This is a genomic window from Kribbella soli, from assembly GCF_004331345.1.
Lineage (GTDB): Bacteria > Actinomycetota > Actinomycetes > Propionibacteriales > Kribbellaceae > Kribbella > Kribbella soli.
Window position 1 is genome coordinate 446,401 of record NZ_SJJZ01000002.1, and the last position, 12,901, is coordinate 459,301.

Annotated in this window: 12 protein-coding genes; 4 read left to right on the forward strand and 8 right to left on the reverse strand. The window is 69.6% G+C overall.

Annotated elements, in window-relative coordinates; genetic code table 11:
* Positions 1–24 precede the first annotated feature (24 nt).
* Complete coding sequence (locus E0H45_RS16375; protein ID WP_131338194.1) at positions 25–603, reverse strand: TetR/AcrR family transcriptional regulator; 579 nt, start codon at positions 601–603, stop codon at positions 25–27.
* A gap of 49 nt (positions 604–652) precedes the next feature.
* Between E0H45_RS16375 and E0H45_RS16380 the strand changes: the two genes are divergently transcribed.
* Positions 653–1,462, forward strand: a complete 810-nt coding sequence (locus E0H45_RS16380; RefSeq protein ID WP_131338195.1) for a class I SAM-dependent methyltransferase — start codon at positions 653–655, stop codon at positions 1,460–1,462.
* 132 nt (positions 1,463–1,594) lie between these two features.
* On the opposite strand, the gene E0H45_RS16385 is transcribed toward E0H45_RS16380, so the two are convergent.
* Genes E0H45_RS16385 through E0H45_RS16400 form a run of 4 tightly spaced genes read right to left on the reverse strand, consistent with a single transcriptional unit; the run spans position 1,595 to position 5,447 of the window.
* Entirely contained in the window at positions 1,595–2,152 is a 558-nt protein-coding gene (locus E0H45_RS16385) for a hypothetical protein (RefSeq protein ID WP_131338196.1), read from the reverse strand.
* Positions 2,153–2,165: 13 nt separating this feature from the next.
* Positions 2,166–3,398: an ABC transporter permease gene (locus E0H45_RS16390; RefSeq protein WP_131338197.1), complete on the reverse strand. Its 1,233-nt coding sequence runs from the start codon at positions 3,396–3,398 to the stop codon at positions 2,166–2,168.
* On the reverse strand, positions 3,398–4,090 hold the full coding sequence (locus tag E0H45_RS16395; protein ID WP_131338198.1) for an ABC transporter ATP-binding protein: 693 nt from the start codon (positions 4,088–4,090) through the stop codon (positions 3,398–3,400). The genes E0H45_RS16390 and E0H45_RS16395 overlap by 1 nt, the downstream gene beginning before the upstream one ends.
* A complete protein-coding gene (locus tag E0H45_RS16400; RefSeq protein WP_131338199.1) occupies positions 4,080–5,447 on the reverse strand; it encodes an efflux RND transporter periplasmic adaptor subunit in 1,368 nt (455 codons plus the stop codon). Before E0H45_RS16400 ends, E0H45_RS16395 begins: the two co-directional genes overlap by 11 nt.
* Before the next feature lie 246 nt (positions 5,448–5,693).
* Between E0H45_RS16400 and E0H45_RS16405 the strand changes: the two genes are divergently transcribed.
* The 3 genes from E0H45_RS16405 to E0H45_RS16415 all read left to right on the forward strand — a co-directional run bounded on the left by E0H45_RS16405 (position 5,694) and on the right by E0H45_RS16415 (position 7,884).
* Positions 5,694–6,065: an RNA polymerase-binding protein RbpA gene (locus E0H45_RS16405; RefSeq protein ID WP_131296220.1), complete on the forward strand. Its 372-nt coding sequence runs from the start codon at positions 5,694–5,696 to the stop codon at positions 6,063–6,065.
* Between the two features lie 90 nt (positions 6,066–6,155).
* Positions 6,156–6,728 carry a TetR/AcrR family transcriptional regulator gene (locus E0H45_RS16410; protein WP_131338200.1) on the forward strand — a complete coding sequence of 191 codons (573 nt, stop codon included), beginning with the start codon at positions 6,156–6,158 and terminating at the stop codon, positions 6,726–6,728.
* Position 6,729: 1 nt separating this feature from the next.
* Positions 6,730–7,884 carry an SGNH/GDSL hydrolase family protein gene (locus tag E0H45_RS16415; protein WP_131338201.1) on the forward strand — a complete coding sequence of 385 codons (1,155 nt, stop codon included), beginning with the start codon at positions 6,730–6,732 and terminating at the stop codon, positions 7,882–7,884.
* On the opposite strand, the gene E0H45_RS16420 is transcribed toward E0H45_RS16415, so the two are convergent.
* The 3 genes from E0H45_RS16420 to lnt form a co-directional block, all read right to left on the reverse strand.
* Positions 7,874–10,135 (reverse strand): FUSC family protein, encoded by a 2,262-nt coding sequence (locus E0H45_RS16420; protein ID WP_202872364.1) that lies wholly within the window; start codon positions 10,133–10,135, stop codon positions 7,874–7,876. The genes E0H45_RS16415 and E0H45_RS16420 overlap by 11 nt on opposite strands.
* Positions 10,136–10,266: 131 nt before the next feature.
* Positions 10,267–10,746, reverse strand: a complete 480-nt coding sequence (locus E0H45_RS16425) for an FxsA family protein (protein ID WP_131338202.1) — start codon at positions 10,744–10,746, stop codon at positions 10,267–10,269.
* 73 nt (positions 10,747–10,819) lie between these two features.
* Positions 10,820–12,448 carry an apolipoprotein N-acyltransferase gene (gene lnt / locus E0H45_RS16430; protein WP_238155046.1) on the reverse strand — a complete coding sequence of 543 codons (1,629 nt, stop codon included), beginning with the start codon at positions 12,446–12,448 and terminating at the stop codon, positions 10,820–10,822.
* Between the last annotated feature and the right edge of the window lie 453 nt (positions 12,449–12,901).

The window sequence follows — 12,901 nt, forward strand, 5'->3', positions numbered from 1 at the left end:
GATCGCTGGCTCGGGCGGGAGCGGCTAGGCCGGTACGACGGAGTTCACGAAGGCGCGTACTTCGTCGGCCGTCGGGCGGGTGCCCGTGCGGTCGGCGAACATCATGTGGGTCGACCCGATCAGCGTCAGGCCGAGTACGTCGGTGTTGGCGTCCGACCGAATGCGGCCGTAGGTCTGCTCGGCGGCAAGGTAGTCCCGGATGGCCTGGCCGGCCTCACTGAGGATCGGCACACCAGTGGGCACGGCCTCCCGCAACCGCGCGCGCAGGCCATCGCGGGAGATTGTCAGGCTGACGATCGCGACGGCGACCGAGCCGAACAGGTCGGTCAGCATCGTGGTGAGGTTGTCGACGACACTCCCCTGCCCCGCGGCCTTCAGCAGCACTTCGGCCTGGTCGTCGAGGCGCCGGATCCGGTCGAGGACGAGCTCGGCGAGGAAGCCGTCGAAGTCCGTGAAGTGCTTGTGCAGCAGACCTTTCGCGCACCCGGCTTCGGTCGTCACCGCGCGACTCGTGAGGGCCTCCGGACCGTCCCGGAGCAGGACCCGCTCGGCCGCGTCGAACAGCTGCTCCCGGGCATCCCGCATCGCCACGCCGGTAGGCATTCGCACCGTCCCTTGACACAAGTGGGCAACCGCCCACTATCGTGGGCACATGCCCACTCTACCGCCACCATCACCCTCCGGAACCGACCCGCATCAGCGACGGGACATGGCGGAGTCGTTCGGCGCCGATGCGGCGCTCTACGACCGTGCCAGGCCCCGCTACCCCGGTGCTCTGATCGAGGCGATTGTTGCCAAGGCCCCCGGAAAGGACTTCCTCGACGTCGGGTGTGGGACCGGGATCGTCGCGCGTCAACTGCAGGAAGCCGGGCGGCGGGTACTCGGGGTGGAGGTCGACGAGCGAATGGCGGCATACGCGCGCTCCACGGGCGTCGATGTCGAGGTCTCCCCCTTCGAGACCTGGGATGCGGCCGGCCGTACCTTCGATGCGCTCGTCGCCGGGATGACGTGGCACTGGATCGACCCCGCGGTCGGCGTCGCGAAGGCCGCCGACGTGCTCCGGCCCGGTGGGACGTTCGCTGTCTTCTGGTACGTCCTGCAGCCGCCGGCCGACCTCGGTGCCGCGTTCGCCGCGGTGCAGCGCGACGTACTGCCCGACAACCCGGCCGCTGCGCGGGCCGCCGCTTCGCCCCTCGGCGCGTACGAACACTTCCTCGATCGAACAGCCGACAGCTTGACCGACGCGTTCACCGATGTCTCGCGCGCAACGTTCCCCTGGTCGCGCACGTACACCCGCGACGAGTGGCTCGACCAGCTCCGCACGAGCGGCATGGCCAAACCCCTCGCCAACGCCGGCAAACTCGACGCCGTACTCGAAGGCACCGGCGCAGCGATCGACGCCGTCGGCGGCAGCTTCACCCTCGACTCAACCGCCGTCACCTTCACCGCCACCCGGAGGTGAACGTGCGCCCGGCCGGGGTGCTGGCCGGGCGCACGGCAGGTGCGGATCGCCAGGCCATCACAATGTGCCGCCGGACACCGGCGTCGCGCTCAGCGGCGCGGTGGGCGTGCGATTGTGATGGCCTGGGGATCCTCAGCGTGCGGACGGAGTGGCGGACGGGTTGCGGAAGCCGCCGAAGGCGCCCTGGCGGACCGTGTTCGCGGTGATCGTGCCGTTGGCGTTCTGACCGCTGACGACGACCTGCTCCCCCGCCTTCAGGTCCGCCGCGGTGCCCTTCGACGTGATCTCGTACGTCGTGTCGCCGGTGAGCTTGACCGTGACGTTGCCGGACTGGGTCTTCACGACCAGCTCGGAACTCGTCGCCGAGACGACCGTGCCGACCGTCCCGCCACCGCCCTGCGCGCCTCCGGGGCCCTGACCGGGCGCGTTCTGGCCGTACCCGTTCTGGCCCCGGAACCCGCCGTACCCGCCGGCGCCGCGACCACCGGTCTGCGGCTGGTTCGACGAGCTGTCCGAGGCGAACGCCGCATGCAGCCCGGCGCCGCTGCCGAGGCCGATGGCGAGGACGACGATCCCGGTCAGGATCGCCGTGGCCAGCGGCAGGTTGAGGGTCTTCTTCGGCTTCAGCGCCGCGTCGACCTCCTCGTCGGACCCGATCTGCGCGAACTCGTCGGGCGTCTGGTTGCTCATCAGAAGGTGCCTCTCACTCGTGACGTAGTGCATCGATGGGACGGAGACCGGCGGCTCGGTGCGCCGGCATGCTGCCGAAGAACAGGCCGACCGCCGCGGATACGCCGAGCGCGAGCCCGATCGACGACGGCACCAGCACCGGCTGCACGCCGGCCAGCTGGAAGCGAGTGACGATCAGCGCGGCCCCGACCCCGACCGCGCCGCCGATCAGACTGAGCAGCGTCGCCTCGATCAGGAACTGGCCGAGGATCGTCCGCCGCCGGGCGCCGAGCGCCTTGCGGATCCCGATCTCCCGGGTCCGTTCGGTGACCGTGACCAGCATGATGTTGGTGACGCCGATCCCGCCCACGACCAGGCTGATCGCGGCCACGGTCGCGAGCAGGGCTGTGAACGTCGCCGCGGTGTCCTGGCTGGTCTGCAGGATCTGCGCCGAGTTCGTGATCCGGAACGGCGAGGTCTCGGTGGCGGGAACCTTGTGGCGTGCGGTCAGCAGCTGCGTGACCTCGGACTGCGCGGTGTCGACGCGATCCTTGTCCACGGCCTGTACGACGATCTGGCTGAGCGCGCCGTACCCTGCCTGGGTCGCGCGCAGCGTGCTGATCGGCACGATGGCGGTCGCGTTCGGGTCGTTGAACCCGGTGCTGTCCTTGCTCGCCAGCACCCCCCTGACGACGAAGTCCACGGCACCGAGCTTGATCGTCTGACCGACCGCGCTCGCCGGCCGCGTGAACAGCTCGGTAGCAGTCGTCTGTCCGAGCAGGATGACCCGCTGCGAGGTGTCGACATCCTGCTGCGTGAAGGACGCCCCGGTCCCGACCGGCGTGTTGGTGGCCGTCATGTACTCCGGCGTCGTACCGATCACCTGGTTCACCGTGTAGCTGGTGTCGCCGTTCGTCGCCGTCGCACCGCTGCTCGTCATCACCGGGGCGACCGCGGAGACGTCCGGCGCGAGCTGCTTGTCGGCCAGCGCGGCGGAGTCGTCGAGGGTCAGGCTGTACTGCTGGGCCGCCGGTCCGGCCTGGCCACGCTGGAAGCCGCCTCCGCCGCCGGTCGTGGAGACGGTGAGCAGGTTGGTGCCCATCGCCTCGAGCCGGGCCTGCACGGCCTTGCCGGAGCCGTTGCCCACAGCAACCAGGACGATGACCGCGCCGACGCCGATCGAGACGCCGAGGACGGTGAGGAGCGATCTGAGTTTGTTCGCGGTGAGGCCGCGGAGCGCGGCGCCCATCAGGTCGCGTGGGGACATCAGCGGGTCACCTCGTCGGCGACGATCCGGCCGTCGGAGACCTGCACGAGCCGCCGGGCGCGGGCCGCGACGTCGTGCTCGTGGGTGATCACGATGATCGTGCGGCCGTCGGCGTGCAGGTCGTCGAACATGCCGAGCACCTCGTCGGTCGAGTGGGCGTCGAGGTTGCCGGTCGGCTCGTCGGCGAGCAGGATCCGCGGACCCGTCGCCAGGGCCCGAGCGATCGCGACCCGTTGCTGCTGACCGCCGGACAGCTCGTTGGGCCGGTGCCCGGTGCGGTCGGCGAGACCGACGAGTTCGAGTGCGCGGTTGGCCCGCTTGCGGCGTTCGCCGCGGCGCAGGTGGGCGTAGGTGAGGGGCAGTTCGACGTTCGCGAGCGCGGTGGTGCGCGGGATCAGGTTGAACGACTGGAAGATGAACCCGATCTTCCGGCCGCGGACGAGCGCCTGCTGGTCCTCGCTCAGCCGGGCCACGTCGCTGCCGTCGAGCCAGTACTCCCCGCGGGTCGGTACGTCGAGGCAGCCGAGGATGTTCATCAACGTCGACTTGCCGGATCCGGACGAGCCCATCACCGCGATGTACTCGCCGGCCTCGACCCGCAGCGACACGCCCCGGAGAGCGTGCACCGCGGTCTCACCCTGGCCGTACGTCTTGGTGACGTCCCGGATCTCGATCAGGGACTCAGCGGCCACGGAAGCCTCCGGCGCCCGTTCCCTGGCCGACGCCCGCGCCCGGGAACTGGCCGCCGCCAGGCTGCTGCCCCTGCCGGCCCTGGCCGTTCTGGGTCCCGGTGCCGCCGATCGCGCCCTGCAGCAGCTCGATCTGGTCGCCCTCGTTCAGGCCCGACGTGATCTGCGTGTAGCTGTCACCCCGTACGCCGACCTGCACCTCACGCGTCCCGCTGCCGTCGGCCATCGTGACCGTGTACGTCGTACCGCTGGTCGCGATCGACGTGCTCGGGACGTAGAGGGCGTTTACCGCCTTCGCGGTCTGGACCGTGACGTTCGCAGTCTGGCCGATCCGGGCGTTGGCCGGCAGCTTGGCGAGGCTGAAGGTGGCCGAGTACGAGACCACGCCGTTGGTGGTGGTCGGGGTCGGCGACACGGTCGCCAGCGCGGCGGTGAGCGTCGTACCGGGCTCGGCGTTCAGGGTGACCGTCGCGGTCTGGCCGGCCTTGATCTTGATCGCATCGGCCTCGGCGAACGCGGCCACCACCTGGAGCGCCTTCAGGTCGGCGATGTCCACGAAGCCGGTGCCGGAGGTGGTCGACGTACCAGAGGTCGAGGCTGAACCTTGACCTGAGGTCGAGCCTTGCCCGCTGCTGCCTGAACTGGAACTCGAATTCGAACTGGACCCGCCGGCCACCGAGCCGACCGCGCCGTTGACCGCCGTGATCGTGCCGGCGATCGGCGCCTTCAGCGTGGACGCGTCGACCGCGGCCTGGGCTGCCTCGACGTTCTGGTCGGACTGTTCCTTGTCCGCCTTCGCCTTCGCCAGGCTCGCCTCGGCGTTGCTGACGGCAACTTGCGGACTCTGACTCTGACCTTGACCTTGAGACTGCTGGGTCTGCTGTTGCTGGCCGTCGCTCGGGGTGGGTGTCGGCGAGGGCGAGGCGGAGGCTTCCTCGGCCTCCTCGAGGGCGTCCTCCGCGTCGCTGAGCGTCTCCTCGGCGGCGGTGACCGAGTTCGCGGACGCGATCTGGTTCTGCTGGGCGATCCGCAACTGCCGCTCGGCGGCGGACGGGTCGACCTTCGCGATCGCGGCACCCTTCGCCACCACCTGGCCGACCTTGACGAGTACCTGCGTCACCGTGCCGGACGTCTCGAACTGCGGGGACGCAGTCTGCGAGCTCTGCAGCGTGCCGCTGGAGCTGACGCTCGCGGTCACCTCACCACGCTGCACGGTCACCGAGGGCCGGGTCGCGCTGGCGGCCGGCGGATCCTTCTTGAAGAACAGGAAGTAGGCGGTGACGGCGATGGCGAGCACGATGGCCACCAGGGCCACGTTCACGAAACTGAGGCCACGGAGCTTGTGGCGGGGTAGCACCATGGACGCTGAGGCTAAGGTCGGTTGCTGAGGAGGAGATCCTCGATTCCTGGCAACAGGCTGTGAACCAGGTATCGATTTGGTGCGTCGTACATCGGGCGGTCCACGACACACCGTGATCTGTGAACACTCGATGACAGCAGGTCACGACGTCGGTGTCAGGTGCGTACATATGGCTCGGACATGCCAAAATGGGAATGATCCGGGCTGGCCGACCGTTGGCTCGGATGACGATCTCGGAGGTTTGACATGTCTAATCGCGTACTGCGTGGTTCGGGGCTGGGTGGGGTCAGCTTCGAGGATGACCGCGGTGTGGAGTTCGCGCCGCGCCAGATGATCACGTACGACTGCCCCCGCGGCCACGTGGTCGAGGTCACGATGGCGCACGACGCCGAGGTGCCCGCGATCTGGGAGTGCCCGCACTGCGGCAGCGAGGCCGCCCGGTCCACCGGTGAGAAGCCGGAGCCGAAGCAGGAGAAGCCGGCCCGTACGCACTGGGACATGCTGCGCGAGCGCCGGAGCATCTCGGAGCTGGAGGAGCTGCTGGCCGAGCGGGTCGAGCTGCTCCGCAAGGGCGAGATCGGCCCGGCGCACCTGCACCGGACCAAGCGCACGGCCTGATCCATCGGGAAACCCTCACCGCAACGGCGCGGTGGGGGTTTCTTCTTGTTCTGATTTGCCTAAAGGGCTTAGGCAATTACATAATGAGCTATGGCAAGAGCGGGGTTGAGCGGTGCGCGGCTGGCGCAGGCCGGTGCCGAGCTGGCCGACGAGGTCGGCTTCGAACAGGTCACCGTGTCCGCACTGGCCCGGCACTTCGGCGTCCAGGTGGCGAGCCTGTACTCGCACGTCCGCAACTCCGACGACCTGAAGGCCCGCATCGCCACAGTCGCCCTCACCGAGCTGGCCGACCAAGCTGCCACCGCCGTGGCCGGGCGCGCGGGCCGCGACGCCCTGCACGCCCTCGCCGACGTGTACCGCGACTACGCCCGCACCCACCCAGGCCGCTACACAGCCACCCGCCACACCGCCGCTGCCTCAGTTCTGGGCGAGCAGTACGTAGCTGCCGGGCGTAGGCACTCGGAGCTCGTCCGCGCCGTCCTCCGTGGGTACGACCTCGACGAGCCCACCGAGACCGACGCCGTACGGCTCCTCGGCAGCACGATCCACGGCTACATCACCCTGGAGCTCGCTGGTTCCTTCTCGCACAGCGAGCCCAGCGCCGGCGACAGCTGGCCACGCATCATCGACGCCCTCGACACCCTCCTCCGCAGCTGGAGCTGACATGATCACCACCCCCATCTCCCCCCGCCTTCTCCGCGGTGCGCTCGACCTCGAGCAGACCGACCGCGGCATCCTGCCGCACCGCCTGCCGGCTTGGGCGCGAGCGCAGTACGACGACGGCCAGATGTCGATGGTCGAGTCACAGCCCTCCGGCGTACGCCTCGTCTTCCGTACGTCGGCCACCGTCGTCGAGCTGGAGACGCTGCCGACGAAGCGGGACTACGTCGGCGCTCCCCCACGTCCGGACGGCGTGTACGACGTACTCGTCGACGGCCAGCTGGTGACGCAGCTCACCGCCAGCGGCGGCGATGTGATCACTATCGACCTGATGACGGGCGCCACCGAGACCCGGCCCGGTCAACCCGACACGCTACGAGTCGCCGGGCTGGCCGCCGTACCGAAGACCGTCGAGATCTGGTTGCCGCACGACGAGACCACTGAACTCGTTGCCCTGCGCACCGATGCTCCGGTCGAGCCGGTGCCGGCCGCGCGCCGGGTCTGGCTGCATCACGGGAGCTCCATCAGCCACGGCTCCAACGCCACCCACCCGACCGGCACCTGGCCGGCCCTGACCGCCGCTCAGGCCGGTGTGGAACTCGTCAACCTGGGCTTCGGCGGCAGCGCGTACCTGCAGCCGTTCATCGCCCGCACCATCCGCGACACGCCCGCCGACCTGATCAGCCTCAAACTCGGCATCAACATCGTCAACAGCGACGGACTGCGTCTCCGCAGCTTCACCCCGGCCGTCCACGGCTTCCTCGACACCATCCGCGACGGCCACCCCGACACGCCGCTGCTGGTCGTCTCCCCCATCCTCTGCCCGATCCACGAGGACACCCCCGGACCGACCAGCTGGGACCTGTCAGCCCTGGCTGCCGGCGAACTCCGCTTCACGGCCACGGGCAACCCCGACGAGATCCCGGCCGGCAAACTCACCCTGTCGATCATCCGCGCCGAACTCGCCCGCATCCTCACTCAACGCGCCCTGACAGACCCGAACCTCCACCACCTCGACGGCCGCGAGCTGTACGGCGAGGCGGACAACCTCGCCCATCCACTCCCCGACGACCTCCACCCCGACGGCCCCACCCAGCAACTCATCGCAGACCGGTTCACCCAGCACGCCTTCACCCCGAAAGGCCCCTTCACCGCCTGACCAATTTGGTCCCGCGGGCGTCGGGCTGCTCGACAGGCGCTGTGCTGGTTCGGCCGGCTGCGAGCGCGAGGCTCGGTTGCAGGCGGCGGACCACGTCGAGATGCGCATTGGTCCACAGGATCCGGATCGCTGTCGGCGTTGCTTGCCCGTCGGCGTCGTACAGGTCCTGCCGTACGGCCTCCACCAGACGGCGCTTGCCGACAAGATCGTGCGGCAGCGGCTCGGGCACGCGGCCTTGGCCGTCCAGGGCGGCGGCGAGAGCGGAGTACCACTGCAGCAGCCGGTCCGCCGACGCAACGAGCGTGGCCTGCGCGGCGGCGCGGTCGTCGGACGGCGGCCGGCCATCGGCGTACCGTTCCCACAGCTCGAGTACGGCGTCAGCAGCCAACCGGATGCCCACGACACCGGTGACGAGCGCGGTCATCTCGCTCAGCGGCACCGGCTTCGCGCCACGCTCGGTGAGGTACGTACGGAACGTGTCATCCAATCGACGCGCCGCGGCCGCTGCCCGTCGCCCGTCCTGTGGCGCCGGCGGCCCGGGCGCGCAGCAGGAGACCGCATACCCGACGACGCTGACGAGGTACTGCGCGCTGTCGACGTACGCCTCCGCCAACGCTTTCCCGACCGCGGTGGACGCGCCGCGCGGCCAGAACAGCAGGCCGACGAGCAGACTCACCGCGCAGCCGAGCGCGATGTCCTCGATGCGGAACAGGAGCAACGACCAGCCTTCCGGCTGCGCGATGTTGAAGAGGATGACCAGCGTGACCGTGAACGCGGCCTGCCCGGTCGCGAACGAGATCGCCGCGGGCACGATGCCGGCCAGCAGGACCGCGAGCGGGAGCAGCACCCACAGGACCACCTGGTTGTCGCCGATGAGGAGCAGGAGAGCTGCGCCGACGATCGACCCGACCACGGTGCCGCCGACGGCGCGGTACGCGTTCTGGCCGGTGTTGAGCGCGTTCGATCGCAGTACCGACAGCGTGCCGAGGATGACCCAGAAGCCGTGCTGGACCCCGGTGAGGTTCGCGAGCGCGACCGCGGCGGCAAGACCGGCCGCGCCGCGGATGCTGTTGTGCAGCCAGACCGAATGCGACTCGAGATGGGCGGCAGCCCGTTCGGCGGCGCTGACGACCGGCCCGGCGAGTGACTGTGGTTCCCGGCCGAGCAGGCGATCCGTCCAGCTGCGCTGGTCAGCGATCCGGGCGGTCTCCACGTTCTGGGCGATCAGCAGCACGCCGAAGGCGATCTCCTGAGCTCTGAACGGCACGTTGAGTCTTCCGAGAAGGTCGGCAGGCGATCCGTACGTCGACGGCAGCCGACCTACGGCCCGCTCCTCGAGGGACGCCACGGCATCCTGAAGTACGTCCTTCGCTGCGGAGAGCCCGTCGAGCTTCGGGTCCTCGAGCACTTCCGCGCAGCGTTCCAGGACCTCAGCGGCCGCGAGGTGGACGGCGGCGGACTCCGCGTCGTCCACAGGAGGAGCTGCAGGACCGGGATCGTCGAGAATCGCGCTCAGCCAGGTCAGTTCGTCGACCAGCCGCACCAGCGCCCTGGACCCGGTCGACAGACCGGTCGGCCGATAAGGCGTGGCGGTGAACGTACGCCGCAGCTCGTCGATCAGGGTCGCGGTCTGTTCCGTGCGTACGGCGCAGACCTCGATCGAGTCCCGCGCCTCCGAACGCAACTGCGCCGCCGCCGCTCGACACACGCGTGCCGCCGGCGCCGCGAGCGGGTCGGCCCACGGCTTCGGCCAAAGCAGCCAGACGGCGAAGACCGCTGCCACAGCAGCGATCGAGACGCCGGCCAGCCGATCCGGCAGCGTCGACAGCGGGGCCGGCGTGGAGACCGAGAGGATGAATGCGAGCAGCAACGACGTACCCGCGCCGGCCAGGACCGAGCTGACGACCCCGGAGAACAGGACGACGAACCCCACGACAGCTGTGGCCATGATCGCCGACCAGACGGACCGGCCCGCGACCGTGCCCAGCGAGACCAGCACGAGCCAGGCCAGTGCCAGCTGAACCTGCGCCCGGATCCGCTGAACCATCGACCCCGAGAAGTCGACCAGCAGCAACATCGCGAACGCCCCGAACGCCGCGAACGTCGCCACCGCAGGAGCCTGCAGAACCACGGCGCAGAACGCGAACAGGACCGGCATGACAACGGCGGTCCGCGCGGCCCGGCGCGTCGCACCAAGCCCGGGATCCCGCCCCCGCAACCAGGCGACGAGACGCCGACCGAGCAGCTGCACCCCGCACCCCGCCTCTCGCCCGAAGCCTCGAAGCCGACTGCGCCAGTCTCCTCCAACCAACGCCGCCGGTCACGCCCCTTGGCTGTGCTGACCTCCTGCCGCACCTAACCCAGGTGCCGCGGGATGTGGGGCTACTTCTTGTCGGGGTCGATGACTTCGCCTTGGACCACGTCATCTGTTGGGCGTTGTGGGCCGGGGGTGCCGGCGCCTGGGATGAAGGTGCCGAGGCCGGGGCCGCCTAGTTGGGTGGCGACGCGGCGGCCGAAGAAGGCGGTCATGGCGCGGCGGGCCAGTGGGCGCGTGAAGGGGAGGACGAAGAAGAAGCCGAAGATGTCGGTGATGAAGCCCGGGGTGAGCAGCAGCGTCCCGCCGACCAGGACCAGGGCGGCGTCAGCCAGCTCCCGGCCGGGCATCTTCCCGGTCTCGAACGAGCTCTGCAGCGCCCGCCACGCCCGCCGGCCCTCGCGCTTGATCAGCCACGCGCCGAGCGCGCTCTCCACCAGCAGCAGCGCGACCGTCGGCCACCCGCCGATCACCTGTCCGACCTGGATGATCACGAAGATCTCCGCAATCGGCACTACCAGCAACGCAAGCGCCACAAACCACGGCATGTCCTACCCCTTCCTGCCTGAGACACCAGCGTACGGAACGAGTGGGCACAGCAAACCCTGAGTGAACCCTGACTCAGACCGGGACCTTCTCGCGGCTGGGCGTCGCAGCCGGCGGCGGGGTCTTGTCCGTGCGCCCGCGGCGGCGCTTGACCAGCGCCAGCGCGAGACCGAGCAGACCGAGTCCGGTGAGGACCCACTCCGGCCAGCCGCCGAGGATCGTCGCCAGCGTCTGACCGTCCTGCACGGGAACGGTCGCGACGTACACGTCCGGCACGAACTGCGCCGACTTGTGCTCGACCGTGCCGTCCGGACGGATCACGCCGGAGATCCCGCTCGTCGACGCGATCAGCACAGTGCGCCCGGTCTCGATCGCCCGCATCCGGGTGATCGCGAACTGCTGCTCGGGCTGACCGGTTCCGCCGTACGTCGCGTTGTTGGTCTGCACGATCAGCACCTGCGCGCCGCCCTTGACCACGTCGTGGATGACGTTGTCGTACGCGAGCTCGAAGCAGATCACGTCGCCGTACGTGACCCCGCGGATCGGCATTACGCCCGGACCGACGCCCGGCACGGTCTGGGCCCCGATCATCTCGAGCCGCTTGATGTAGGGCAGCAACTGGTCGCGGAACGGGATGTACTCACCGAACGGCACCGGGTGCCGCTTCGCGTACCGCTGCCCGGGCCCCGTCGCGGGATCCCAGACGATGCCGGTCGTCTGCCGCTCGTTCTCCCCGGGCCCCTCGGTGACGGCGCCGACCAGGATCGGTACGCCGACCGCCTTCACCGCGGTCTCGATGTCAGCGCGGGTCTCCGCGTCCTTGTAGGGGTCGATGTCGGTCGAGTTCTCCGGCCAGATCACCAGGTCCGGCTTCATCTCGGTGCCGGCCTGGACCCGCTTCTGCAGGTCGAGGGTCGCGTTCATGTGGTTCCGCGTGACAGTCCGGGCGCGGCCGAGGAACTCCAGCCCCTTGCCCGGCACGTTGCCCTGCACCATCGCGGCCCGCACGGTCTTGCCGTCGCCCTCGATCGACAGGTGGATCAAGGCACTCCCGAACACGATCGCCAGCCCCGCGACGAGAGCCACGGCGCGCAGGCGCAGCGCGGTCCCCCGGCGCAGTACGGCGTACAGCAGGACGCCGACGAACGCGACGACGAAGCTCAGGCCCGGGATGCCGACGTACGCGGCCAGCTTGCCCAGGGACTCGTCGGAGAACGCCCACGCGAGCCGGCCCCACGGGAAGCCGCCGAACGGCACCGACGCGGTCGCGAACTCGGTCGCCACCCACAGGCACGGGATCCACAACGCCCACAGCCGAAGCTTCAGCACCTGCGTCGCGAACAACCCGAAGACCGCGTAGAACAGCCCCTCGAGGATCGCCAGCGCGATCGCCGCGTCGCCCCCGATGATGCTCAGCCAGGGGACCAGAACGGCGTAGTACGCGATCCCGAACCCGGCGCCGACCAGGAAGCCGGCTTTCATCGAGATCCCGTTCAGCGCGGCCAGGAACAGCGGTACGGCGATGATCGTGAGCCAGGGGTGGTCGTGCGGCTCGAACGCGAAGCCGAGCAGACCGCCGGCGACCACGGCCACCGCCACCCGCGGCAGCAGCCGCCCCAGCGCCTTCAACCGGTCCACGCCGTACCCCTTGTCCTCACTCCACCGGCGGACGCCGGTCGCATGACCGTACAACGTCCGGGGCACGCCAATGTATCCGGTCAGTAGCCAGAAGGTGTCCGGACCGAGGGGCGGAGAACTACACGCCTGGGATTCGGAGGGCGGGGGCCGGAAGGGAGGAAAGAGGCTCGGCGTGCCTTCGGACCAACCGTCGATGCGCTGGCTGCGCACTGTCGGGCTGTTGTCTACTGGCCGCCGAGCCTCTTCCACCTCTGCCCCGCGGGGGGCTCACCGCCGGCGATCTCAGCCCCCGTCGACTCAAGCCTGGCTTTGGCCTGGTCAGCGTCGCGGGATCATCCGGCGGCCGAACTTCGTGTGACCGTTGCACAAACGGGTTATGACGACTCCCAAAACGATGCTCGCTGGCGGCGACGGTGTCAACCTCTCCCCCGGCTCTTTGAGCCCGTTGTAACACTATCGCCTGCCCTACAAGGGAAAACGAGGATCCTTCAGCCGAGTCACGTTACAGAGCGGTATCGG